Origin of the sequence: Polaromonas glacialis (assembly GCF_000709345.1) — a bacterium.
Classification (GTDB): Bacteria; Pseudomonadota; Gammaproteobacteria; order Burkholderiales; family Burkholderiaceae_C; genus Polaromonas; species Polaromonas glacialis.
This window is the reverse complement of sequence record NZ_KL448323.1, coordinates 3,706,821-3,731,599: the sequence shown is the minus strand read 5'-3', so window position 1 is coordinate 3,731,599 and position 24,779 is coordinate 3,706,821. Positions and strand designations below refer to the sequence as shown.

The 24,779-nt window shown below is 65.1% G+C and carries 24 protein-coding genes and 1 pseudogene; 21 read left to right on the top strand and 4 right to left on the bottom strand.

The features are described from left to right. The first annotated feature begins 473 nt into the window (after positions 1 to 473). The 10 genes from EC86_RS0118300 to EC86_RS0118255 all read left to right on the top strand — a co-directional run bounded on the left by EC86_RS0118300 (position 474) and on the right by EC86_RS0118255 (position 13,204). Positions 474 to 2,138 carry a ShlB/FhaC/HecB family hemolysin secretion/activation protein gene (locus tag EC86_RS0118300; RefSeq protein ID WP_029527303.1) on the top strand — a complete coding sequence of 555 codons (1,665 nt, stop codon included), beginning with the start codon at positions 474 to 476 and terminating at the stop codon, positions 2,136 to 2,138. A 74-nt stretch (positions 2,139 to 2,212) separates the two neighbouring features. After that, a complete protein-coding gene (locus EC86_RS26300; protein ID WP_051676052.1) occupies positions 2,213 to 6,139 on the top strand; it encodes a two-partner secretion domain-containing protein in 3,927 nt (1,308 codons plus the stop codon). Between the two features lie 54 nt (positions 6,140 to 6,193). Beyond that, positions 6,194 to 7,093, top strand: a complete 900-nt coding sequence (locus tag EC86_RS27155; protein WP_051676051.1) for a hypothetical protein — start codon at positions 6,194 to 6,196, stop codon at positions 7,091 to 7,093. A 145-nt stretch (positions 7,094 to 7,238) separates the two neighbouring features. Next, positions 7,239 to 7,880 (top strand): lipopolysaccharide transport periplasmic protein LptA, encoded by a 642-nt coding sequence (lptA, locus tag EC86_RS0118285; protein WP_029527300.1) that lies wholly within the window; start codon positions 7,239 to 7,241, stop codon positions 7,878 to 7,880. A 4-nt stretch (positions 7,881 to 7,884) separates the two neighbouring features. Further along, entirely contained in the window at positions 7,885 to 8,682 is a 798-nt protein-coding gene (lptB, locus tag EC86_RS0118280; protein ID WP_051676050.1) for an LPS export ABC transporter ATP-binding protein, read from the top strand. Positions 8,683 to 9,019: 337 nt separating this feature from the next. Beyond that, positions 9,020 to 10,570, top strand: a complete 1,551-nt coding sequence (locus EC86_RS0118275; RefSeq protein WP_029527298.1) for an RNA polymerase factor sigma-54 — start codon at positions 9,020 to 9,022, stop codon at positions 10,568 to 10,570. 49 nt (positions 10,571 to 10,619) lie between these two features. Further along, positions 10,620 to 12,026, top strand: a complete 1,407-nt coding sequence (locus EC86_RS0118270; RefSeq protein ID WP_029527297.1) for a THUMP domain-containing class I SAM-dependent RNA methyltransferase — start codon at positions 10,620 to 10,622, stop codon at positions 12,024 to 12,026. Beyond that, complete coding sequence (locus tag EC86_RS0118265) at positions 12,026 to 12,493, top strand: putative toxin-antitoxin system toxin component, PIN family (RefSeq protein ID WP_156955410.1); 468 nt, start codon at positions 12,026 to 12,028, stop codon at positions 12,491 to 12,493. Before EC86_RS0118270 ends, EC86_RS0118265 begins: the two co-directional genes overlap by 1 nt. Before the next feature lie 169 nt (positions 12,494 to 12,662). Beyond that, complete coding sequence (locus EC86_RS0118260; protein WP_029527295.1) at positions 12,663 to 12,917, top strand: prevent-host-death protein; 255 nt, start codon at positions 12,663 to 12,665, stop codon at positions 12,915 to 12,917. Continuing rightward, positions 12,914 to 13,204, top strand: coding sequence for a type II toxin-antitoxin system RelE/ParE family toxin (locus EC86_RS0118255; protein ID WP_198026818.1), 291 nt, complete (start codon positions 12,914 to 12,916; stop codon positions 13,202 to 13,204). The genes EC86_RS0118260 and EC86_RS0118255 overlap by 4 nt, the downstream gene beginning before the upstream one ends. A gap of 132 nt (positions 13,205 to 13,336) precedes the next feature. Here EC86_RS0118255 and EC86_RS0118250 read toward each other — a convergent pair whose 3' ends face one another. Further along, positions 13,337 to 15,067, bottom strand: coding sequence for an FMN-binding glutamate synthase family protein (locus EC86_RS0118250; RefSeq protein ID WP_029527291.1), 1,731 nt, complete (start codon positions 15,065 to 15,067; stop codon positions 13,337 to 13,339). A 113-nt stretch (positions 15,068 to 15,180) separates the two neighbouring features. Here EC86_RS0118250 and EC86_RS0118245 point away from each other — a divergent pair, with 113 nt between their 5' ends. Then, positions 15,181 to 15,999, top strand: coding sequence for a UPF0149 family protein (locus EC86_RS0118245; protein WP_029527288.1), 819 nt, complete (start codon positions 15,181 to 15,183; stop codon positions 15,997 to 15,999). A 2-nt stretch (positions 16,000 to 16,001) separates the two neighbouring features. Here the strand turns inward: EC86_RS0118245 and EC86_RS0118240 are convergent, their stop codons facing one another. Continuing rightward, positions 16,002 to 16,364, bottom strand: coding sequence for a hypothetical protein (locus EC86_RS0118240; protein WP_029527286.1), 363 nt, complete (start codon positions 16,362 to 16,364; stop codon positions 16,002 to 16,004). Between the two features lie 337 nt (positions 16,365 to 16,701). On the opposite strand from EC86_RS0118240, the gene EC86_RS0118235 reads away from it, so the two are divergent. Beyond that, positions 16,702 to 16,896, top strand: coding sequence for a DUF3606 domain-containing protein (locus EC86_RS0118235; protein ID WP_029527284.1), 195 nt, complete (start codon positions 16,702 to 16,704; stop codon positions 16,894 to 16,896). Next, positions 16,893 to 17,150, top strand: coding sequence for a hypothetical protein (locus EC86_RS0118230; protein ID WP_029527282.1), 258 nt, complete (start codon positions 16,893 to 16,895; stop codon positions 17,148 to 17,150). The genes EC86_RS0118235 and EC86_RS0118230 overlap by 4 nt, the downstream gene beginning before the upstream one ends. Before the next feature lie 174 nt (positions 17,151 to 17,324). On the opposite strand, the gene EC86_RS0118225 is transcribed toward EC86_RS0118230, so the two are convergent. Both EC86_RS0118225 and EC86_RS0118215 read right to left on the bottom strand, forming a co-directional pair. Then, entirely contained in the window at positions 17,325 to 17,981 is a 657-nt protein-coding gene (locus tag EC86_RS0118225) for a DUF2238 domain-containing protein (protein ID WP_029527281.1), read from the bottom strand. A gap of 70 nt (positions 17,982 to 18,051) precedes the next feature. Next, on the bottom strand, positions 18,052 to 18,543 hold the full coding sequence (locus tag EC86_RS0118215) for a nuclear transport factor 2 family protein (protein ID WP_029527280.1): 492 nt from the start codon (positions 18,541 to 18,543) through the stop codon (positions 18,052 to 18,054). A 77-nt stretch (positions 18,544 to 18,620) separates the two neighbouring features. Here EC86_RS0118215 and EC86_RS0118210 point away from each other — a divergent pair. The 8 genes and pseudogenes from EC86_RS0118210 to EC86_RS0118170 form a co-directional block, all read left to right on the top strand. Continuing rightward, positions 18,621 to 19,166 (top strand): annotated as a pseudogene (locus EC86_RS0118210) (ArsA-related P-loop ATPase); the annotation flags it as partial. Positions 19,167 to 19,286: 120 nt separating this feature from the next. Next, positions 19,287 to 19,802 (top strand): type ISP restriction/modification enzyme, encoded by a 516-nt coding sequence (locus EC86_RS29545; RefSeq protein WP_029527278.1) that lies wholly within the window; start codon positions 19,287 to 19,289, stop codon positions 19,800 to 19,802. Between the two features lie 38 nt (positions 19,803 to 19,840). Then, positions 19,841 to 20,395, top strand: coding sequence for a hypothetical protein (locus tag EC86_RS0118200; protein WP_051676049.1), 555 nt, complete (start codon positions 19,841 to 19,843; stop codon positions 20,393 to 20,395). Between the two features lie 9 nt (positions 20,396 to 20,404). Beyond that, the gene (locus EC86_RS0118195; RefSeq protein WP_232229933.1) at positions 20,405 to 21,112 is read left to right on the top strand and encodes a hypothetical protein; all 708 of its coding nucleotides are present in this window, start codon (positions 20,405 to 20,407) and stop codon (positions 21,110 to 21,112) included. Positions 21,113 to 21,245: 133 nt separating this feature from the next. Beyond that, positions 21,246 to 22,088, top strand: coding sequence for a restriction endonuclease (locus EC86_RS0118190; RefSeq protein ID WP_029527274.1), 843 nt, complete (start codon positions 21,246 to 21,248; stop codon positions 22,086 to 22,088). Positions 22,089 to 22,265: 177 nt separating this feature from the next. Continuing rightward, a complete protein-coding gene (locus tag EC86_RS0118180; protein ID WP_029527273.1) occupies positions 22,266 to 22,457 on the top strand; it encodes a 4-oxalocrotonate tautomerase in 192 nt (63 codons plus the stop codon). Positions 22,458 to 22,476: 19 nt separating this feature from the next. Further along, positions 22,477 to 23,961 carry an MFS transporter gene (locus EC86_RS0118175; RefSeq protein ID WP_029527272.1) on the top strand — a complete coding sequence of 495 codons (1,485 nt, stop codon included), beginning with the start codon at positions 22,477 to 22,479 and terminating at the stop codon, positions 23,959 to 23,961. Between the two features lie 3 nt (positions 23,962 to 23,964). Beyond that, positions 23,965 to 24,762: a class II glutamine amidotransferase gene (locus tag EC86_RS0118170; RefSeq protein WP_029527271.1), complete on the top strand. Its 798-nt coding sequence runs from the start codon at positions 23,965 to 23,967 to the stop codon at positions 24,760 to 24,762. Positions 24,763 to 24,779 lie beyond the last annotated feature (17 nt).

The following is a 24,779-nucleotide window of genomic DNA, read 5'->3' as shown; positions in this document are numbered from 1 at the left end:
CGGACAAAGGGTGCGCCGCCTTGCGCACCCTCCAAAGCCCTGATCAGCAGCAGATCGGGTTTTGCATTTTTGCTATTGATTCAATAGCTGCCTGCCCCCGTCCAGCTTGCGCAAATTGCCTAAAAGGCACGAAATTTTCTGGTTTTCGGCTGTCTTGAAGCTTCAGGGCGGCACACACTTGCCCGCCTTTCCCGATCCGCTGGCTTGCCGATGCATGCCCATCCAGACCCGACCTCCCGGCCCCGCGCTGTGTTACGTTCAGTCACGTTTTTTTCGCACTCGAACACAAGCGTTCATCCTACATATCAATGTAAAAAAATACTACTTTTAGTGTCTAATTGAACCATTCTCGAAAATTGACAAAATTATCAATAAAGCCCCACTGGGGTGTTTCTTTCTTGCCTGCCAGCCTTGCCGCGCTCCCCAGAACAACGGAGCCCGGATCAGTAACTCTTTCACCCGAAAGGCGACTTGTGTTCACAAATAAATTCTTTCCGTTTGCGCTTCTGGCCCTGAGCCAGGGCATTTTTGCCCAGCAACCCCCGAGCGCCGGCAGCCAGCTTCAGCAGATCCCGCCGGCCCCCATGCCGCAAAAAGCTGCGCCCGCGATCCGCCTCGAGCCCAGCACCGAGCCGGCGACCCCGGCGTCTGACGCGGTAAAGATCACCGTCAACAGCCTGCAAGTGACGGGCGCGCGCGTCTATCCCGCAGCAGAATTGCTGGCACTGACCGGCTTCAGGCCCGGCAGCGAACTGACGCTGGGCGACCTGCGCGCCATGGCATCAAAAATCACCGATCGCTATCGCAGCGCAGGCTACTTTGTGGCCCAGGCTTACCTGCCCGCGCAGGAGATCAAGGACGGCGCGGTCACGATTGCCGTGATCGAGGGTCAGTACGGCAAGGTGGCCGTTCGCAACCAGAGCAATCTGTCCGACGACCTCGTTTACAGCCAGCTTGACGGACTCAACAGCGGCGACACGGTGGCAATTGCGCCGCTGGAAAGCCGCTTGCTGCTGCTGTCGGACATTCCCGGCGTGAACGTCAGCTCGACCTTGGCGCCTGGCTCGTCCTTAGGCACGTCCGACCTGATCGTGGACGTCGCGCCCGGGCAGCGCGTCACGGGAAGCATCGATGCCGACAACGCCGGCAACCGCTACACCGGCGAATACCGCGTCGGCGCCACGGTGAACCTGAACAATGCGGCCGGGCGCGGCGACGTGGCCTCGCTGCGCGTGCTGACGTCGGGCTCGGGCCTGAACTACGCCCGCGCGTCCTACCAGATGCAATTCGGCAAGGCGACGGCTGGCGTGGCTTACAGCTGGCTGGGCTACGAGTTGGGCAGGGAGTTTGAAAGCCTGCACGCCAATGGAACCGCAAAAATTGCGAGCATCTACGGCAGCTATCCCTTGATCCGCTCACGCAACACCAACTTGTACGCCTTGCTCGCCTACGACCACAAAACCATGCAGGACAAGGTCGACGCCACCTCGTCGGTTGTCGACAAGAAGGCCCAGGCGCTGATGGCGACGCTGCGCGGCGACCACCGGGACAGTCTGGGCGGCGGCGGTTTGAACAGCTACTCCCTCACAGGGACTGCCGGCAAGCTCGACATCCAGACCCCCGCCATGCGGGCTTTCGATGCGGCGACGGCGCAAAGCAACGGCCATTACACCAAGCTGGGCTTCAGTGCCATGCGGCTGCAAAGCGTGACCGACAGCGTTTCGCTGTATGCCGGCATCAACGGCCAGGTGGCCTCGAAAAACCTCGATGTCTCTGAAAAGATGGAGCTCGGCGGCATGTACGGCGTGCGGGCCTATCCGGAAGGCGAAGCCTATGCGGACCAAGGCTATGTGCTGACGCTCGAAGCCCGGCTGCGGCTGCCCACTCCCGTCCAGCTTCCCGGGCAGGTGCAGCTGATCGGCTTTGTCGACACCGGCAGCGTGACCACGCACAAGAACCCCTGGGATGCGGGCGACAACCGCCGGACCCTGAGCGGCGCCGGCGTCGGCCTGAACTGGTCGGAGACCAACAATTTTCTGGTGAGGGCGTTTTACGCCCGCAAGCTGGGCAGCGAAACGGTCACCTCGGCGCCAGACAAGTCGGGCCGGTTCTGGATTCAGGCCGTCAAATATTTCTGAGCCTGTCCCGCGCAGGCTTGCCTGCCATGCCTGCGGACTGAAGCCGCAATTCAAAAAATACGCGAAAGATTCCCATGAACCTCATTCACCGCTCCATCTGGAACGACCAGACCGGCACCTTTGTGGCCGTTTCCGAAATCACCCGCGGCGCCGGCAAGAAAACCTCTTCCTGCGCGGCGGCTGCCGATGCTGGCGGTAGCTTCAGGCTGAAAATCCTGGCCGTTTCGCTGATGATGGCCTGTGGGGCCAGTGCTTATGCCCAGCCCGCGGGCGGCGTCGTGTCAGCCGGCAGCGCCAGCATCGGCGGCACGACCGGCAACATGACGATCACCCAGACCACGCCCAACGTGGCGATCAACTGGCAGAGCTTTGGCATCAAGGCTGGCGAGTCGGTGCAATTCGTGCAGCCGGGCAGCAACTCGGTGGCGCTGAACCGCGTCGTCGGCTCGGACCCTTCCAACATCCTGGGCAGCCTGTCCTCGAACGGCAAGGTGTTCCTGGTCAACCCCAACGGCATCCTGTTCGGCCAGGGCGCATCGGTCAATGTGGGCGGACTGGTGGCCTCCACGCTGGCCATCTCGGACGCCAACTTCATGGCGAACAACTTCAAATTCTCTGGCGCGGGCGCAGGCTCGGTCTTGAACCAGGGCACCATCAACGCGGCCATTGGCGGCTACGTCGCCCTGCTCGGCGCCAACGTCAGCAACCAGGGCGTGATAGCGGCCCAGCTCGGCACGGTCGCGCTCGCGGCCGGCAACGCCGTCACGCTGGACATGGCAGGCGACAAGCTGCTCAACGTCACGGTGGACCAGGGCGCGGTCGACGCGCTGGTGGACAACGGCGGCATGGTCCGCGCCGACGGCGGCCAGGTGCTCATGACCACGCAGGCGGCCGGCAGCTTGCTGTCCAATGCGGTCAACAACACCGGCGTGGTGCAGGCGCAGACGCTGGTCACGGGCGAAAACGGCACGATCAAGCTGCTGGGCGGCATGGACAGCGGCACCGTGAACGTGGCCGGCACGCTCGATGCGTCAGCGCCAATTGGCGGCAATGGCGGCTTTGTTGAAACCTCCGCAGCGAATGTGAAGGTCGCGAACGGCGCCAAGGTCACCACGCTGGCGAGCGCCGGGAAAACCGGCACCTGGTTGATCGACCCGTCTGACTATACGGTGGCAGCAAGTGGCGGAAACATCACGGGCGCCCAACTTGGCACCAACCTGGATTTGACCAACGTTACCCTTGACAGTAACTCGGGCGGAGCCGGCACGGCTGGCAATGTGAACGTTAATGACGCCGTCTCCTGGACGGCAACCACCGCGTTGACCATGAATGCCGTTAACGATGTCAACATCAATCAGGCCATTACGGGCATCAACGGCAGCGTGATTGCCAAGGCCGGACACGACGTCAACGTCGCTGCGGCTACCAAGACAACCACCGGCAATCTCACCTTCAACGCCGTGAACGATGTAAAGGTGACAGCGGCGACAACCATTACTACCGGAACCCTGACAGCGGTGGCCGGCAAGGATGTCAAGATCCAGGCCGCCTCGACGATCACCTCCGGTGACATGGTGCTGCGTGCCGACAACGACGGCACCGGCCCCGGCGCGGCTGCCGGCACGGTGTCCATTACCTGTGGCTCCAACTGCCTGACCATCACGACCGGCAACCTCAGCATTCGCTTCAATCCGGCGAGCTACGCCACCACGAACGCTGAGATCACCGCCTACCGCTCGAACCTGACTGGGGCTGGCGTGCTGGACGCCAAGGCTTGGGTCTTCGGCAAGGGCGACAACAAGATGTACGACGGCACGACGACGGCTAACGTCAGCGGGCTTAAACCAGACTTAGCAGGTGTCGCGCCTGCCGCCACACTGGGCGCTGTCAGCAATGCCAATTTCGATACCAAGCACGTCGGCACGGACAAGCTGATCACCTTCAACAGCACCTTTAGCAATGCTGTTTTCGACCTGTTTGCGCCTGCCGGAACGACGTCCGGAACCTACGTCACGCGCGCCGACATCACGGCCCGGCCGCTGACGGTCAACGCAGTCACCGATACCCGCGTCTACAACGGCACCACCAGTTCAACAGGCACGCCGACATTCCTCGGCCTGCAACCTGGAGACACCCTGAACGGCACGCTGACCCAGGTCTATGCCAGTAAGAACGTACTGGGCACGGGAAACAGCACCCTGGTTGCGAATGGCCCGTATACCGTAAGTGACGGCAACGGAGGCAACAACTACTCTGTTTCAGTGAATACGGCACCGGGCACGATCACGCCAGCGACGCTGATCGGCCGCATCACGGCGGACGACAAGATGTACGACGGAAACGACTCGGCAGTGATCGCGAGCCGTACGCTGGCCACTCCCTTTGCAGGGGACTCTGTCACCTACACAGGAGGCACGGCACAATTTAGCGACAAGAACGTGGGCAATGGCAAAACGGTGACGGGCACCGGCCTGAGCCTTGCCGGTGCAGACGCGGGCAACTACACGGTGAACACGACCGCGATCACCACGGCCAGCATCACCCCGGCGCCGCTGACGATCAAGGCAAACGACGCCACCAAGGTCTACGGCCAGACGTTCACGCCATCGGGAACGGCCTTCACGACTCCGGTAGCCCCGGTAGCCGGTGAAACCGTCACCAGCGTGGCCGAGACCAGCACGGGCACGGCTCCGACCGCCAGCGTGGTGGGCAGCACCTATCCCATCGCGATCACGCCAGGCAGCGCCACGGGCACGTTCACGCCAAGCAACTACACCATCACCTATGTCGACGGCGCACTGACCGTGACGCCCGCGCCGCTGACGATCAAGGCGAACGACGCCACCAAGGTCTACGGCCAAACCTTCACACCGTCGGGCACGGCCTTCACGACGCCGGTAGCGACGCAAAACGGCGAAACCGTGGGCAGCGTCACCGAACTCAGCCCGACGGGAACGCCGCCGACCGCCGCTGTGCCAGGGCCCTACGCCATCACGCCTAGCGCTGCCACCGGCGGCACGTTCACGCCGAGCAACTACACCATCACCTATGTCGACGGTGCATTGACCGTGACGCCGGCGCCGCTGACGATCAAGGCGAACGACGCCACCAAGGTCTACGGCGACACATTCACACCGTCGGGCACGGCCTTCACGACGCCGGTAGCACCGCAAAACGGCGAAACCGTGGGCAGCGTCACCGAACTCAGCCCGACGGGAACACCGCCGACCGCCGCTGTGCCAGGGCCCTACGCCATCACGCCTAGCGCTGCCACCGGCGGCACGTTCACGCCGAGCAACTACACCATCACCTATGTCGACGGTGCATTGACCGTGACGCCGGCGCCGCTGACGATCAAGGCGAACGACGCCACCAAGGTCTACGGCGACACATTCACACCGTCGGGCACGGCCTTCACGACCCCGGTAGCGCCGAAGAACGGCGAGACTGTGGGCAGCGTCACCGAAACCAGCCCAGGCTCGGTAGCGACTGCCACCGCACCAGGACCGTATGCGATCACGCCAACTGGCGCAACCGGAGGAACCTTCAACCCAGGCAATTACGTCATCACCTACACAGACGGCCAGCTAACAGTGACCCCTGTTACGGTGCCTCCGGTAGTGACCCCTCCGGTCGTTGTGCCACCCGTCGTGACGCCTCCGGTAGTGACCCCTCCGGTCGTTGTGCCACCCGTCGTGACGCCTCCGGTAGTGACCCCTCCGGTCGTCGTGCCACCAGCAATCACAGGTTCGTTCCCACCTCCAGTGATCCAGCCCGTGCCGCCAGCCGCCATCCCGCCAGGCCCTGTGCCAAGCATCGTGCCACCGGCCCTGCCGGTGGTTGTGGTGCCGGCCACCTTGCCGCCACCCGTATTGCGGGTTGTGATGCCACCGGCACCGATCGTTGTCACTCCTGCTGAAACGCCTGTCGTTACGCCGGTCGCAGCTCCGCCCGAGGCTTACGTGGCGCCCAAGCGTGCGCCCAAACCCTACCGCAACTAAGCGCCACGGGCCGTGCCCGACCACGTCACGCAACAGGCGGATTTGACCAGCATCATGACTTCACCCAGAAACTGGACCGGGCAGCGCTTGCGGGCAGCGCTGCCCTGCGCAAAATGCCCCGTGCGCGTGCGCCCGATCACCGCCATCCTGGCCAGAGCCGTGCTTCTTCTTGGCCTGCTGGCCGCTGGTTTTTCCGCCCAGCCAGCGCTGGCGTTTGAGGGCGCTGCGCAATCTGCCGTCTCGGGACCTGGATCGATCGCGGCGCAGGACGCCTCGGCTCCCTCCGCAACGAAGACACCGCCCATGGCCGCGCCGCAGCACGCCAGACGGGCCAGCTTCGAGCAGGAGCACGCCTCCCCGCAGGCCCGGCATGTCGCCAACTGGGTGGTTGATTCCCGCGACAACCGCAGCCTGCCGTTCCTGATCGTCGACAAAGCGGATGCCAGAGTCTTCCTGTTCGATGCGACTGGCAGGCTGCGCGGGGCCGCTCCGGCACTGCTCGGCCTGGCGCAAGGCGATGACGCCGTCCCCGGCATCGGCAACCGCAAACTGTCCACTATCCGGCCCGAGGAGCGCACCACGCCGGCGGGGCGTTTCGTGGCTTCGCTCGACAAGAATCTGCACGGAGAAGAAATTCTCTGGGTCGACTACGACACGGCCATTGCCTTGCATCGGGTGATTACCTCCAACGCCAAGGAGCGCCGCGCCCAGCGGCTGGACAGTTCGTCGCCGTCGGACCGCAGGATTTCCTATGGCTGCATCAATGTTCCCGTGAAGTTTTATGAAAACGTCGTGAGCCCGGCGTTTACCGGGACAAACGGCATCGTCTATGTGCTGCCTGAAACCCGCTCGGCCCGCCAGGTCTTCGGGTCGTACGACGTCGAGGAACCGGCACAACCGCAGGCCACAAGCCAGGCCGCGCCGGAACCGACGGAACTCCAGGCCGCCAGGTGATTTCTGCGTGAGGGTGTTACTGGTCAATGGTGCCTCACAGGCGGCTCCTGGCTGGACGGACTTCATATTGGCAAGGTTTCTGAAGTTTCCAGCGTTGCAGGCATGGCTACAATGGCAAAACCCGTAGCTGCAAGATTCGTGCCTTATGAAACGCTCCTTTTGTTCTTTCCTCCTGATGGCCTTCCTCGCCGCAGGCGTGGCGCTGCCCGCCGCAGCCGAGAAGGCCGACCGCGACAAGCCGATGAATGCCGAGGCTGATTCCCTGCGCTACGACGACCTCAAGCAGACCAGCGTCTTCACCGGCAATGTCGTCATCACCAAGGGGACGACCATCATCCGTGGCGCGCAGGTCGATGTCAGCCAGGACCCGGAAGGCTACCAGCTGGCCGTGGCCACGGCGGCCCCCGGCAAGCTGGCCTACTACCGCAAGAAGCGCGACGGCGTCGATGAATACATCGAGGGCGAAGGCGAGCGCATCGAATACGACAGCCGCGCCGACCTGGTCAAGTTCATCAAGCGCGCCGTGGTGCGCCGCTACAAAGGCGCGGTGCTGAGCGACGAAACCACCGGCGCGCTGATCGTGTACGACAACAACACCGACGTGTTCACGGTCGATGCCGGCGCGAAAAACGCCAGCGCGGCCAATCCCGGCGGACGCGTCCGGGCCATGCTGTCGCCGCGCGGCCCGGCGCCCGGCGCCCAGGCTGCCCCGCCGGCGGCCGGACCGGCACCCGTTTTACGCCCCAGCACCACGCTGGGCACCGGCACAGCCCCGAAAGCACCCTGAACCCATGAATGGAACGATTGAAACGGCAACTCCGCAGGAGGGCGCGGTCCGCCTGGACACGTCCAGCAGCCTGGTCGCGCAGGGACTGCGAAAGTCCTACGGCAGCCGGCTGGTGGTGCAGGACGTGTCGCTGTCGGTGAAAAAAGGCGAGGTCGTCGGACTGCTGGGCCCCAATGGCGCGGGCAAGACCACGTCGTTCTACATGATCGTCGGCCTGGTGCGCGCCGATGCGGGCACCATTTCCATCGACGGCCAGCCGGTCGAGCAAATGCCGATCCACAAGCGCGCGCGCCTGGGCCTGAGCTATCTGCCGCAGGAAGCGTCGATCTTTCGCAAGCTCAGCGTGCAGGAAAACGTTCGTGCCGTGCTGGAGTTGCAGCGCGATGCGGCCGGCAAGCCGCTGGGCCGGGCCGAGCTGGAGTCGCGGCTCGATGCGCTGCTCAAGGACCTGCGCGTGGACCATCTGCGCGACTCGCCGGCCTTGTCGCTGTCGGGCGGCGAGCGCCGCCGCGTCGAGATTGCCAGAGCCCTGGCCACCCAGCCGCGCTTCATCCTGCTCGACGAACCGTTTGCCGGCATCGACCCGATTGCCGTGATCGAGATCCAGCGCATCATCGGCTTCCTGAAATCGCGCGGCATCGGCGTCCTGATCACCGACCACAACGTTCGCGAGACGCTGGGCATCTGTGACCACGCCTATATCATCAGCGACGGCCATGTGCTGGCCAACGGCACGCCGGCCGAGATCGTGGACAACACCGAGGTGCGCCGCGTGTATTTGGGCGAACACTTCAAGATGTAGCCATGCGTGCCCCCCCGTTGTCGCTCACTTCGTGCAGCTCCCTCCCCCCTCAGGGGGCCGTCACCTGCGGCCCGGCAAAGCCGGTTCCGCGGCGCGTGCTTGCCAGACGCACTGACACCCTTCCCCGCCCGTGCCAATACCGGCCGCAGGACCGGCTTTGCCGGACTGCAGGCGGGGCGGCCCCCTCGGGGGGTAGCGAACCACGCGAAGCGGGGAGCGTGGGGGTTAGTCCTTGCAAGTACCGGCCGCGGAACTGGCTTTGCCAGGCCGCAGGCGGGGCGGCCCCCTCGGGGGGCAGCGAACCACGCGAAGCGGGGAGCGTGGGGGCTATATCTTTATGAAACAAGGACTTTCACTGCGCGTCTCGCAGCACCTGGCGCTCACGCCGCAGCTGCAGCAGTCGATCCGGCTGCTGCAGCTCTCGACGCTGGAGCTGAGCCAGGAAGTCGAGCAGATGCTGGACGAGAATCCGTTCCTCGAACTGGCCGACGACAGCGCGCCGCGCGAGGAATTTGGCCTGGACCAGACCGACACCCCGGTCAGTCAGGACAGCCGCGAGTTCGAGTCTGCTACGGATTCAATAGCTGGAAACTCAGACACAGCAAGCGCAAGCACGTCAAAAGAGTCTGAAACCACGGCGGAGGCCGGCACCGAGGCCGCGCTCGAAGAAAGCTGGGAAGGCGACGGCTCGGTCGAGTCCTCGCCCGACGACAGCGAATGGGGCGGCGACGCGCCGGCGCGCAAGAACAACCTGGACGACAGTAACGCCGAAGCCTCCGACCTGACTGGCGCGCACGAGTCGCTGCAGGACCACCTGCACCGGCAGGCGCTCGGCCTGCGCCTGTCCGAACTCGACCGCGCCGCGCTGCACTTCCTGATCGAGTCGCTCAATGACGACGGCTACCTCGAAGACAGCCTGGCGTCGCTCGCCGCCGGCCTGGCGGGCGACAACCTGGAGCAGGCCGAAGAGCTGGCGCAGCAGTTCGCCATCGCCCTGCAACTGCTCCAGCACATGGAGCCTGCCGGCGTCGGCGCGCGCACCCTGGCCGAATGCCTGCGGCTGCAGTTGCTTGACTGCAAGAACAGCCTGGAGTCGCGCGCCGCCATGGCGATCTGCCAGCAGCCGATGGAGTTGCTGGCCAAGCGCGATGTCAAGCGCCTGTCGCACCTGTGCAAATTCCCCGAAGACGCCATCAAGGGCGCGATTGGCCTGATCGCCCGGCTCGACCCCAAGCCCGGCCGGCGCTTTGCCAATGTCGAGCGCAACCTGATCGTTCCCGACGTGATCGTCGTCAAGGCCGGCCGGGGCTTCAAGGTCACGCTCAACAGCGACGTCATGCCCCGGCTGCGGGTCCACGACATTTACGCCAGCGCCCTGCGCCAGCACGGCGGCCGGGGCGGCGGCCAGGCGCTGCAGCAGCGGCTGCAGGAAGCGCGCTGGTTCATCAAGAACATCCAGCAGCGTTTCGACACCATCCTGCGCGTCAGCAACGCCATCGTCGAGCGGCAGAAAAACTTCTTCACCCACGGCGAACTCGCCATGCGCCCGCTGGTGCTGCGCGAGATCGCCGACGAGCTGGGCCTGCACGAATCGACCATTTCGCGGGTGACCACCGCCAAGTACATGGGCACGCCCTTCGGCACCTTCGAGTTGAAGTATTTCTTTGGCTCCGGCCTGGGCACCGAAAGCGGCGGCAATGCGTCGAGCACCGCCGTGCGCGCGCTGATCAAGCAGTTCGTCGCCTCCGAAAGCACGAAAAAGCCGCTCAGCGACAACCAGATTTCCGAAATGCTCAAGGAGCAGGGCATCGAATGCGCCCGCCGCACGGTGGCCAAATACCGCGAAGCGCTGCGCATCGCGCCAACCAACCTGCGCAAAGCGCTGTGACCAACGCCCGGCGCGAACGGCCGGGCATCACGCAACATTAAAGCCTGTCATGAACCAACTCCAACTCTTCCTCCCCTGCGCCGCCGGCGTCGAGAACCTGCTGGCCGCCGAAGTCCGGCGCATCACCGGCATTGAAGGCAAGGCCTGGCGCGCCGGCGTGCAGCTGCAGGGCTCGTGGCGCGAGGCGCTGCAGCTCAACCTGCACAGCCGCCTGGCCCAGCGCGTGCTGATCGAGTTGCAGCACGGCACCTACCGCAGCGAGCAGGACCTGTACAACGCGGCGGCCAGCGTCGCCTGGGAAATCTGGTTCACGCCCGCGCAGACCTTCAAGGTCGAGATCACCGCCCAGCACAGCCCGCTGCAAAGCCTGAACTTTGCCGCGCTGAAGATCAAGGATGCGATTGCCGACCGCTTCCGCCACAAGTTCAACGACGTGCGCCCCAGCGTCGATACCCGCTGGCCCGACGTGCGCGTGTATGTCCACCTGACCACCGACACGGTGACGGTGTACATCGACACCTCGGGCGAGCCGCTGTTCAAGCGCGGCTGGCGCGAGGACAAGGGCGACGCGCCGCTGAAGGAAACGCTGGCCGCCGCGATGATCGCCGCCAGCGGCTGGGACCAGCTGTGCAAGGACGGCGTGCCGCTGTACGACCCGTGCTGCGGCTCGGGCACCATCGTCATCGAGGCCGCACAGATCGCCTGCAACATCGCGCCGGGCATCAACCGCCGCTTTGCCTTCCAGAAGTATTTGCCCTTCCAGGGCCACGTGTGGGAAGGCCTGCTCGACCAGGCCGAAGCGGCGATTACCGAACCCACGGCGCCGGTGTTCGGCAGCGATGTGTCCTTCCGCATGGTGGACTTTGCCGAGCGCAATGCCGAACGCGCCGGCGTCGCGCATGCGGTGCAGGTGCGCGGCGGCGACGCGCTGCAGCGCATGCCGCCCGCGCCAAGCGGCGTGATGCTGGTGAACCCGCCGTACGGCGAGCGCATCGACGTGGCGGGCGTGGCCGGCACCAGCGGCGTGCAGCAGCGCGAGCAGCGGCGTTCGCAATTCCAGGGTCAGAGCGTCGATGAATTCGGCCAGCCGGTGGTGCGCCAGGAACGCGACATGCGCTCGGGCCGCCATGAACGCAACGAGCACGACAGCCGCGATGAAACAGGCTTCGAGCCGCCGCGCGACCGCTCGGCCAACCCCGGCCGCGAGCAGGCGCAAAACGCCTGGGGCGAGGAAGCGTCGGACTTCTTTCCGCAGCTGGCCGCGCACTGGAAGAAAAACTACGCCGGCTGGACCGCCCACGTCCTCACGCCCGACCTGAAATTGCCGGGCAAGATGCGCCTGAAGGAATCGCGCCGCGTGCCGATGTGGAACGGCCCGATTGAATGCCGGCTGTTCCGCTTCGACATGGTTGCCGGCTCGGCGCGCGGCAAGCCGGCTGATGCGTCCAAAGCGTGATGCTGAAGGCGGATGCAGCGCAGGATGATGCCGGGGCCGCGCCATTGCCGGCCGATGCGCCCAGGCAGCCGGTCGTCATCGACACCAACATCATTCTGGACATCTTCGTTTTCGCCGATGCAGCCGCGAAACCGATCAAGAAAGCGCTGGAAACCGGCGAACTCGACTGGATTGCCACCCAGCCGATGCGCGACGAACTCGCCCGCGTGCTGGACTACCCGCAGATCGTGCCGCGCCTGGCGTTCTACCGGCTCAGCGCCGGCGACGTGCTGGCCGCGTTCGACCGCCACGCCCGCCTGCTCGACGTTGCCGTCAAGGCGCGCCTGAACTGCAGCGACCCCGACGACCAGAAGTTCATCGACCTGGCGGTGGCCGGCCAGACCCTGCTGCTGAGCAAGGACCGGCACGTGCTTTCGATGTCAAAAAGGCTGCTGGCGCATGGTGTTCGGGCGCAGATAGCTATTTAATTCATAGCAAACTGGAAAACTGCCGTGATCTGATTCAAGGCCTTGTTTCGTGCCTCCAAGGGCAGGAGAAACCAGACCTGCAACGCAGGATTCTCGTGGATAGCCGGCTTTACAATGTGATTTATCGTATGATTTAAAGTACGCTAAATACATTTTCAGGAGTTCCGGCATGTCCCACATCAGCGCCAACGATTTAAAAACCAAAGGCATTTCCGCCATTGAGCTGGCCCTCAGTTCAGCGCCCGAGGCCATGGTGTCGGTACGCGGCAAGGACCGGTTTGTAGTGATGGATATCGCGCACTACCATTACCTGCGCGAATGCGAACTGGATGCGGCGCTGGCCCAGACCCGCGCCGACCTGGCCGCCGGGCGGGTGGTCCAGGAGTCGCCGGCCGCGCACCTGGCTCGCCTGGATTCACTGTGAATTTGCCAAGACAGCCCTTTTCCCTGGTTTTCACCGAGCACTACAACCGCCGCGCCGCTCGGTTTCTGAAGCAGCATCCCGATTTACGCCAGCATTACCTGAAGACCTTGCAGTTGCTGGAGGCCAATCCGTTTCACCCTTCGCTGCGCCTGCATGCCTTGCGCGGCAAGTTTGAAGGGCTGCATTCGGTGTCCATCAACCTGTCCTACCGCATCACGCTGGAATTGCTGATCCAGGACGGGCAAATCATTCCAGTGAACGTGGGTGACCATGACGCGTTTTACTGAGTCCGTCATGCGCCAGCCCTTGGATGCCAAGCAAGGAAAAGCCTCAATTACTTATAAAAAATGCCGTTTGCGCATATCCAGTGGGCGCATAAAGCTATTTAATTCATAGCAAAAAATTTCGGCCAACAGTCTTCAGGCGCGGGTCGCGGGCGCCGCCTCAAGCGCACCGTCCGCATGCACCGGCGGCCCGCTGGCGCTGACCGCCGGGCGGCTGGCCTGGAAACTGTGCGCGCTGGCCATCGGCCAGTACAGGCGAAAGACATTGTGCTGGTCCTGCATCGGCCCGAGCAGCGCGCCGGGCACGACCTGCAAAATCAGGTTGCTCAGCAGCCGCACCTCGGTGTCGGTCAGGCGGCGAACGATGTGGTGGGCATTGACCTCGCTCGGGTGGCACAGCCCGGCGGCCTGCACCAGTTCCTGCAGCGCATGCAGCGTGCTGCGGTGAAAGTTGCGCACCCGGGCGGCCTTGTCGGGCACCACCAGCGCCTGCTGGCGCAGCGGGTCCTGCGTGGTCACGCCGGTCGGGCAGCGGCCGGTGTGGCAGGTCTGCGCCTGGATGCAGCCCAGCGCCATCATGAAGCCGCGCCCGGCGTTGCACCAGTCGGCGCCCAGTGCCATTAGGCGCACGATGTCGAAGGCGCTGGTGACCTTGCCGGCCGCACCGATCGACACGCGGCTGCGCAAATTGACGCCGACCAGCGTGTTGTGGACCAGCAGCAGGCCTTCCTGCAGCGGCGCGCCCACATGGTCACTGAATTCGAGCGGCGCCGCACCAGTGCCGCCCTCGGCGCCATCGACCACGATGAAGTCGGGCGTGATGCCGGTCTCCAGCATCGCCTTGACGAGGGCGAACCATTCCCACGGATGGCCGATGCACAGCTTGAAGCCGGTCGGCTTGCCGCCCGACAAGGTGCGCAGCCGGGCGATGAACTGCATCATCTCGACCGGCGTCGAGAACGCGCCGTGGCTGGCGGGCGAGATGCAGTCCTGGCCGGCCGGCACGCCACGCGCGGCCGCGATCTCAACCGTCACCTTCGGGCCGGGCAAAATGCCGCCGTGGCCGGGCTTGGCGCCCTGGCTCATCTTGAGTTCGATCAGCTTGACCTGCGGATCGGCGGCATTCGCCACGAAGCGTTCCTCGCTGAAACTGCCGTCGTCGTGGCGGCAGCCAAAATAGCCCGAGCCGATTTCCCAGATCAGGTCGCCACCGTGGACCCGGTGGTGCGCCGAGATCGAGCCTTCGCCGGTGTCGTGCGCAAAGCCGCCCATCTTCGCGCCCTGGTTGAGCGCCAGAATCGCATTGGCCGACAGCGCGCCAAAGCTCATCGCCGAGATGTTGAACACGCTGGCATGGTAGGGCTGGGTGCAGGGCTGGGCCGATACGCTGGGCTGGCCGGGCGCGCCGCCAATCCAGACGCGAAAGTCGTGCGTCGGCAGCCTGGTGGGCGCCATCGAATGGTTGACCCATTCGTAGCCCTGCCGGCCCACGTCAAGCTGCGTGCCGAACGGCCGGTTGTCGGGCTCGCCCTTGGCGCGCTGGTAGACCAGCGAGCGCTGGGCGCGGGAAAACGGCGTGGCTTCGCGGTCGCTCTCGATGAAATACTGGCGGATTTCGGGCCGGATGTATTCCAGCAAAAAGCGCAGGTGGCCAATCACCGGGTAATTGCGCAAAATGGCGTGCTGGGGTTGGCGCAGGTCATGCAGGCCCAGCGCGACGATGCAAGCGCAGGCGAGCAGCGCCAGCGCAGCCGGCCAGCCGCCGCCCCACAACGCCAGGCGGGCCAGCGCCAGCAGCAGGCCGCAAAGGCCGAGCCCCAGGGCGGCGTAACGGACGGGAACCAGGGTCTTGAGTCGCTGGAGCATGGAATGGATTTCTGGGAACGGCGGCCCTGGCGGGCGTGAAGACGGCAAGCGCAAAGGCGCGGAAGCTACACTTTAATCATAAGAGCCTTGCCCAAGGCTCAGGACCGAACACCATGACACACCCTGACCTTGACCCTGTGAAGCCGCTAGACACCCCGTGGATGGAAACCGAGGCCTTCGACGAACTCGACGCCATCCTCGACGATATGCGCAGCCGCTACGACGAAACGCCGCAGTGGGAATTTTGCGAAGGCTTCATGGCCGCCGTGATCTGCTCGCGCCGCCCGATCCCCGCCTACGAATACCTGGGCGTGCTGCTCGGCCTGCCGGTCGAGGGCGAGGAGCCCGACGAGGACAGCGGCTCGTTCGCCAGCGACGAACAACGCGAGCGCTTTCTCGCGCTCTGGAACCAGCGCTGGACCGAAGTCGGAACCGCGCTCGACGCCGAAGTCGATTCGCTGGAGGACGACGCCTGCTACCACCCCGAGGTCATGGACATTCGCGGCGTGGTGGCCGACATGCCGCCCGAGGAACAGGCGGCGTTCGCCAGGGAAGACCTGCCGGCGTTCGCGCAGGTGTGGGCGCTGGGCTTCATGTTCGCGGTCGAAAGCTGGTCCGACGAATGGGCCGCGCCGCGCGACAAGGATGCTGCCAAGTGGCTCGACGGCGCGCTGCAGGCCATCGTCGCCATGACCGAGGACGATGCCGCCGCGCCGGAAGTGTCGCCGCTGAGCGAGGAAGGCACGCCGAGCACCAGCATCGCCCGGCTCAATGCCTTCGGCGAGGCCATCTGGGCGGTCTACGACCTGCGCGAGCTGTGGAAAACCATGGGGCCGAAGGTCGAAACCATCCGCAAGGAAGCCACGCCGGGGCGCAACGACCCGTGCTCCTGCGGCAGCGGGAAGAAATACAAGAAGTGCTGCGGGGCTTGAAGCTAGCCTGAGTCGCGCAGCCAGCGAACCAGCGCGAAGGCCGCGCCGGCAACGTAGAGCGCGCCAAAAATCGACTTGTTGTGCCGGGCCAGCCACAGCGGCAGGTAGATGTCGAAATTATCCCGCCGGTCATTGGTGTAGCGCCCTGCCCAGCCGGTGAGCGGGCAGCGCATCCGGTTCAGCGCCAGAACCGCCACTTCAACGAAAACGATGGCAATCAGCCAGGCGGCGGCGCGGTGCTCGCCGCGCCACGACGCGAAGGGAATCGCGACGATGCAGCCGGCAAAAAGCGCCCAGACGAGGGTGTGCGCCGCCTTGATGGCGATCAGCGGGCCGGAGCGGACGTGGGCTTGTTGTGCTTGCATGACGGTAGGCGAGGCCTCCTGGTTCCGTTTCCAGATCAATCCGGGATTAGACATGAAGCTGCGGACCGTGCTGTAACGGCCACGGTGAAGCAACGCAGTGATCGTTTTGATCCAGATGGCAATTTAAAGGTGAAGGCGCTGGCGCAAGGCCACTCGCGCCATTCCTGGGCGGGGCTTCGGGGTGCCTGGGCGTCCTGGTTAACCATGGTTAGGTCATTTGGCCCATTGCCCTTGGGCGATAGGGATTGCAAGCTCATGGGGAAGTCTCTGACATGACGTTAAAAATAATTGTCAGAAGATTGGGCGCCTCCTTCTTCAACCGGCCAGGAAAAAAACCATGCAACCCAACTCGTCAAGCCTTGCCCCGGACGTTCATGCGCTGTCCAACGAGCCGATCAACATCAATGAACCGGCCTCGGTGAATTACTGGCTGGCTGCCTTGCGATGCAGCGAACTGGAGCTGCGCATGGCCGTGGCGGAGGTCGGGACAGGCGCCCATGATGTCGGGACCGAACTGGGCCGGGCGCTATGACGGCGCGTTCGCAGATTTCTTCCGGCGCGCTCAATTTGCGCGTGGAAGAGTCGTCGCCGGGGCTTTTTTGCTGGATCGTCACGCAGCTGTCGGCGCAGGAGCAGGCTGGCGAGGTCTGCATCGACGCTTCGGACCACCCCTATCCTTCACGCGAAGCGGCCATGAGCGTGGGAACCGCCTGCCTGAAAGCCTACAAGGCGGCGGCCGAAGGCCTGATGTCCATGCTGCCGTCCCGGCCCACGGCGCCGTTCTGAGCATTCACCGGGTTGCCGGGGAACGTGGCCTCCCGAGGGCGCGCGGGCGTTTGCGAGGGGCAGCGCCGCTGCAAGGCGCTGCGCAAACACACCGGCCCCGGAGGGAGCGCGATTCACGCATTTTTCAATGCGTTTCAGGGCTCTTGCGCAACAGGCACGGGTACAGTCAGCTATTTATTTGATAGCATCGCCCGACAGGCGCAGCGCCCTGAGCTGCCGGTCGTGCCAGCGCAGCAGCAGCGTGACCGCCACCGTTGCACCGATCAGCGCCCAGAACATGTCCGACTGCGTGTCCCACGGGTCGCCCTGCGTGCCCAGGAATTCATCGGCGCCCTGCCCGAGCGCCAGCGCGGCGGCCCATTCGACGAGTTCGTACACCGCGCTGATCGCCATGGCGACGCACACCGACAGGAACGCCGCCATGCGCCGGCTGGTCAGGTAGCCGCGCTGCAGCAGCACCTCGCGCGCGACCATCGCCGGCACCAGCCCCTGCATGAAGTGGCCGATCTTGTCGTAGGGGTTGCGGCCCAGCTGCAGCGCGTCCTGCAGCCAGAAACCCAGTGGCACGCGCGCATAGGTGTAGGCGCCGCCCAGGATCAGCACCAGCGCGTGCAGCGTGATCAGCCCATAGAGCAGCGTGGTCAGCGGGTAGCGGCGCCAGGTGGCCAGCAGCACCGGCGCGGCGAGCAGCACCGGCGCCACTTCGAGCAGCCAGGTGCTACGGTCATAGGGCGCCACGCCCGACAAGAGCAAAGCGGCCAGGACCAGCAAGGCCCAGCCGGCCAGCAGGCGGCCACGCGGCCGCAGGCCGGGCGCGTCAGTCCGGGCCATGGACCGCTTCTCCCAGGAAGTCGCCGGCCTTGCGCAGCCATGACACGTCTGCGTTGCAGGTGAACATCGCTCAGCGCCTGCGCGCTTGCAGGTATTTTTCCAGGTTGACCTCGGCCTGGCGCTTGACCATGGTGCGGAACGACGGGTTCCAGCCGAGCAAAATGCCGGGCAGGCCCAGCGCCTGGCGCGACCAGGTCCAGAAGTTGAAGCGGTCGCGCTGGCGCTGGATCAGCCCGGCCTCGTTGAATTCGAACACGCTGTCGATGACGTTGTGTACCTTGCGCTTTGCGGCGCTGAACTGGTAGTCGGCCTCCCAGTGCGCCTTGCCCCGGCGGTCGTCGGCTTCCAGGCCGCTGTAGCTCAGTTTCCAGGCTTCGCGATTCCTGGCCTGCGTGGCTTCGCACAGCATGCGCCACATGCCGCTGACCTGCTCGTGGCCGCTGAGCGTAAACACCTCGTCCTCGAACTGCACATCAGGCGCATAGCAGGCGGCCATGGCGTCGGCGTCAAGGCGCGCGAAGGCGGCGTAAAAATGGTCGAGCCGGGTCTGGTTGGGATGCATGGTTTTCCTTGGGGCGGGCTGCGGCGGGCGCGTGAAGAGTGTTTTTTTTTGACCGCCGTGGCGAACTCTAACCCAGTGGCCGGGCGCTGCTGCTGGAGGATTTGCAGTCGCCCTGCACCGAGGAAGTCGCCGTGTTCCATGCCTTCAGCCGCGTGGTGAACGAGGCGCGCTACGCCTTCGTGGTGCTCGACACCGCGCCCACCGGCCACAGCCTGCTGCTGATGGACGCCACCGGCGCCTACCACCGGCAGATGCTGCAGCAGTACGAAGGCACGTCCAACGCGGTCCACCTCATCACGCCGCTGATGCGTCTGCAGGACGCGTCGATGACGCACGTCATCCTGGTCACGCTGCCCGAAGCCACGCCCGTGAGCCAGGCCGCCGCCCTGCAGGAGGACTTGCGCCGCGCGAAGATCGAGCCGTGGGCCTGGGTCATCAACAAGAGCATCGCCGCCACCGGCACGACCGATCCGCAGCTGTTGGCCCGGCTGGCCGGCGAACACCGCCAGACCGCGCGCATCGCCAGCGGCCTGGCACGCCGCACCTTCGTGCTGCCGTGGCTGCCCGAGCCGCCGGTGGGCGTGGCGGCGCTGGGGGCGCTGGCGGCTTCCGGTCAAGCCTGAAGCGCTACCAATAAAATAGCTGCCTGCGCCCGCGCAGCATGCGAACAAGCCGTATTTAGTCATAAATTCCCTGATTCAGGCGCTGGACGCCGCCTAAAATCCAGCCCAACAGGGAACCCCATGAGCCAGCTACTGATCAACGACTACCTCAAGCAACTCGACATCATCAAAAGAGCCAGTGGCAGCCAGCGCGAAACCATTGTGCGAGTGGCCTTCAAGGACTTGCTCAAGGCCTGGGGCAAGCAGCAGGGCCTGATCTTTCTGGCCGAATACCCGCTCAAGACCGCCACCAAAACCAACATTGCCGTCGATGGCGCGCTGCTGCACGAGCTGCGCATGCCGCCCGCCGCCTGGCGCCACAAGCTGGGCAACCGCTGCGCGCTCGACTGGGTGCTGGACCAGTACAAGGAAAAAAAGCCCAAGGACCCGACGATTCGCGCGCAATTCGACAGCTACCGCTTTGCCGACTACAAGGACAAGGTGATCGACCTGCTGGCGCGCGTGACCACCGTCAGCGTGGAAACCATGAAGGTCGTGGACGCCATGAAGGCGCTGAGCCGCAAACGCGAAGCGGCTGGCGCGGGCTGGAATCACCACCCATTCGTCATTCGCCATTCGCGAATGACGAACAATTAATATGCAAATTGCATATTGCATATTGCATAATCCAGGACATGAGTTCTTCAGGAATCAAATCCCGCCTTGGCCATGCCCAGTGGTCGCTCAAGCCGCAAGACCTGGCCATGGCGTTCAAGCTGGTCTGTCTGGCGGGTCAAAAAATGCCTTACGTCCAGCTGGCCCAGGCGATGCAGATGTCCCAGTTCGAGGCGCATGCCTGCATCACGCGCCTGACCAGCGCCCGATTGCTGACAGAAATCAATGGCGCGCCCGCGCTGGTCATGCCGGCCTTTCGACCGCTGGTGCTGCAGGGCGCGCCGTATTTCTTTCCCGCTGTGCGGGGTGAAATGACCGTGGGTTTCCCCACGGCGCATGCGGTGGAGCCGCTCAAGTCCAGGCTGCTGTTTGCCGATGAGCTGCCGCCCGTGTGGCCGCACCCCGACGGCCCGGTACGCGGCAGCACCCTGCTGCCGCTCTATCCCAAACTACCGATTGCCGCGCAGGCCGACCCGGCCCTGTACGAACTGCTGGCCTTGTTTGATGCACTGCGCATGGGGCAGGCGCGCGAACGTGTGCTGGCCCGTGCCTTGCTGGAAGAGCGGCTTGCTTGAGGCATCACATTGACCAACCCCAACCTTGCCATTTTGGAACTGGTGGCCCACGTGCTGGGGCCGGTGTGCGATGACGTGGTGTTCGTCGGCGGCTGCGCCACGGGTCTGCTGCTCACGCAACCCAGGCCCGACCGGATCCGGATTACAGAAGACGTGGCCATCGTGGCCCAGGCGCTGACCGTGCATGACTACCACGCTATCGAACATCGCATACGCGCGCAGGGTTTCAGCAAAGACATGCGGCCAGGCGCTCCCATCTGCCGCTGGGTTTACAAAAACGTGACGCTCGACGTCATGCCCACTGTCAAGGACATTCTGGGCTTTGCAAACCGCTGGTATCCGCTGGCTGTTGCCACGGCGCAGCCGGTAGCGCTTGGATCAGGCTTGAAAATCCGGCTGATTGCAGCGCCCGTTTTTATTGCCACCAAGCTGGAGGCTTTCAAGGACCGGGGAAAAGACGCCAGCGGCCAACCCGACTTTCTGGGCAGCCATGACATGGAAGACATCATCACCGTCGCTGACCGCCGCCCTGAATTGCTGGACGAATGCCGCGCCATGCCCGCCGTCTTGCGCAGGTATCTGGCGCAGGAGTTTGCGGCATTGTTTGCCAGCGCGGACTTTGAATCCACCCTGTCCGGACACCTGCCAGGCGATTCGGCGAGCCAGAACCGACTGAATAAACTCAAGGCGGCTTTGCGCGGATTCACGCTGCTTTAACGGTCCAAGCTCTGCCCCTTTCCACCACCCTCGTGCAAAATCCGCCGCAACCAGCGGCGGCCCACATGGCTAAAAAACGAAACCATGGCTAGAACACAGCGCAAAAAGACAAAAGACAAAAGAGAAGTGAGTCATGGAGTTACGTGAAAAGCAGGGCTGGCCCAAGGCCTTGATCGGGCTGGCCGCGCGCCTGCCCTGGTGGCTGGGGCTGGCGCTGGCGGTGATCAGTTATGCGGGTTTGCACAGCGTGGCGCAAAAGCCGCTGCCGGGCACCGCGCAGCCGGGGCAGATGGGAGGCTTCGTGCTGTCAGCGGTGGCGCACGGGCTGGCGCTGGCCGGGCAATACCTGCTGCCGCTGTGGTTCGGCATCGGCGCGCTGCTGTCGGCCTTGCGGCGGGGCAAGGCCGCGCGGCTGCATGCGGCTGCTGCCAGCCGCCCTGACGCCCTTGACGCCATGAGCTGGCAGGAGTTCGAAATCCTGGTCGGCGAATACTTCCGGCGCCAGGGTTACGGCGTGACCGACAACGGCGGCGGCGGCGCCGATGGCGGCGTGGACGTAGTGCTGCACGGCGACGACGGCAGCCACCTGGTGCAATGCAAGCACTGGCGCGCGCTGCGCGTCGGCGTGCAGCCGGTGCGCGAGCTGTATGGCGTCATGGCGGCGCACGGCGCGGCTGGCGGCTTTGTCGTCACCTCGGGCGAGTTCACCGAAGACGCCGTGCGCTTTGCCGACGGCCTTGCGCTGAACCTGATCAACGGAAGCAGCCTGCTGCGCGGCATCCGCGCGCAGGCCGGCAGCGGCCCGGCGGCAACACGACCGGCCGACCTGCCCACGCCGGACTGCCCGGTCTGCGGCGCGGCCATGGTGCTGCGCCAGGCGCGCAGCGGCGCCAATGCGGGCAGGCAGTTCTGGGGCTGCAGCCGCTATGCGCAGGACCGCTGCCGGGGCACGCGCGAGGTGGAGCGATGCGGGTGACCAAAAGTCAACGCTATTAAAACAATAGCTACCAGCGCAGACGGAATATGCGCAAAAGGCCTTTTTCGTTAAAAAATACCTGCCCCGCAGCGGCGCACGGCCAGACACGGAATAATGCACAGCTTGCGCACGTCGGCGCCGCCGGCCAAACCAGCCTCATCCATCAGAAGGAAAACCATGCCCACTTACCACGTCGAAATGCTCGAAGGCCGCACGCCGGAGCAGAAGAAAAAGCTGGTCGAGGCGATCACCCGCGTCAGCGTCGAAATCCTGGGCGGGCAGCCGGACTCGGTCGATGTCCTGATCACCGACATTCAGCCCGGCAACTGGGCCACCGGCGGCAAGCTCTGGTCGGAACCGAGAAACTGACGCCCGGCCTGGACCGCGCTTGAACGCCCAGCACCCGCCATCGTCCATCGCCGCCCTGCAGGCGCGCTTCGGTGCGCGCTACCGCTGGCTGCTGCTGATCGCCGTGATGGTCGGCACGATGGCGTCGATCATGTCGTCGACCATCGTCAACGTGGCGATTCCCGACATGAGCCGGCACTTTGCGCTCGGCCAGGGCCGGGCGCAGTGGGTCACGTCGGGCTTCATGGTCGCCATGACGGTGGCCATGCTGACCACGCCGTGGCTGCTGGCGCGCTACGGCTACCGGCGCACCTATGCCGGCAGCATGCTGCTGCTGATGGCCGGCGGCATCGGCGGCGGCCTGGCCGGCGACTTTGGCCTGGTGCTGGCCGCGCGCGTGGCCGAGGGGGTGGCGGCCGGCGTGGTGCAGCCGATCGCGGCGATCATCATCATGCGCGCCTTCGGCACGCACGAGCAGGGCCGGGCCAGCGGGCTGTTCGGCATGGGCGTGGTGCTGGCGCCGGCGCTCGGCCCGAGCGTGGGCGGGGTGCTGGTGGACGCGCTCGGCTGGCGCTCGATTTTTTTCATGGTCGTGCCGCTGTGCCTGCTGTCGCTGTGGATGGCCTACCGCTATGTGCCCGACAGCGCGCCCGGCGGCGTGGCGGCCGACCGCACGGGCCAGATGATCGACTGGCGCGGCATGCTGCTGGCGGGCGCCGGCACGCTGTGCCTGCTCAATGGCATGGTCGCGTTGCAGGGCCAGGGCAGCCACCCGCTGCAGGCTGCCCTGCTGCTGGGCGCCGCGCTGGCGTTGCTGGCCGGCTTCATCGGCTGGCAGCGGCGCATGCTGGCGACCGGCCGGGAGCCGCTGATGAACCTGGCGCTGTTCGGCAACCGGCCTTTCGCCATGGGCAGCGTGGTGGCCTTCATCTACGGCACGGCGCTGTTCGGCTCGACCTACCTGCTGCCGGTGTACATGCAGCTGGGCCTGAACCTGTCGGCCTCGCATGCCGGAACGGTGCTGCTGCCCGCCGGCATCGTGCTGGCCGCGACGATTGCCATCGTCGGCCGCCTGGCCGACCGGCAGCCGACCTGGCTGCTGGTCACCGTCGGCCTGGGGCTGCTGGCCGTGTCGTTCGCGCTGATGATGACGCTGACGCTGAGTTCGGCGCTGTGGCTGCTGGCGCTGTGGGCGACGCTGGGGCGCATCGGGCTGGGCTTCATCCTGCCGTCGCTCAACCTGGGCTCGCTGCGGCCGCTGCCCCGGGAACTGGTGTCGCAGGGCGCCAGCGCGATCAGCTTCGTGCGCATGCTGGGCGGCGCGATTGGCGTGAGCCTGTGCGGCATCGTGCTCGAATGGCGGCTGGCCGCGCATGGCGATTCGCTGGCGGTGGCCGCCAGCAGCCCGGCGCGGCTGGCCGCTTTCAATGAATCCTTTCTGATGCTGGCCGCGCTGTGCGTGGTCGCCATGGCGGCAGCAATGCAGCTTCGCATACCGCCCGCCCCTTCTTCCACCGGAGACTAGACCATGTGCCAGCTGTTAGGCATGAACTGCAACGCGCCCACCGACGTGACCTTCAGCTTTCGCGGCTTCGCGCAGCGCGGCGGCCGCACCGACGACCATGCCGATGGCTGGGGCATCGCTTTCTTCGAGGGCGACAGCGCCGTGGACGGGGCCGGCGATGGCAAGGGGCTGCGCCATTTCGTCGACCATCTGCCGGCCTGCGAGTCGCCGGTGGCCGAGCTGATCCGCCGCTACCCGATCAAGAGCCGCAACGTGATTGCGCACATCCGCAAGGCCACGCAGGGCCGGGTGGCGCTGGAAAACTGCCACCCCTTCGTGCGCGAACTGTGGGGCCGCTACTGGGTGTTTGCGCACAACGGCAACCTGGTCGATTTTGCGCCGCGCCTGCACGGCAGCTTCCGGCCGGTCGGCACCACCGACAGCGAACGCGCGTTTTGCTGGATCATGCAGGAGCTGGCCAAGTCGCATGCCGACGTGCCCAGCGTGCGCGAACTGACGCTGACGCTGCGCGAACTGGCGGCGCAGGCGGCAAAACACGGCACCTTCAATTTCCTGCTGAGCAACGGCCAGGCGCTGTGGGCGCACGCCTCGACCAAGCTGGTGTATGTGGAGCGGCGCCACCCGTTCGCCAACGCCACGCTGAGCGACGAGGACGTGAGCGTGAACTTTGAAGAGCACACCCAGCCGACCGACCGCGTCGCCGTGGTGGTCACTGCGCCGCTGACGACCAACGAGAGCTGGACGGCCTTTGCGCCGGGCGAACTGAAGGTGTTCGAGGGCGGCGTGCTGCTCGACGCCTGAACGCCGCGATGGCCTGG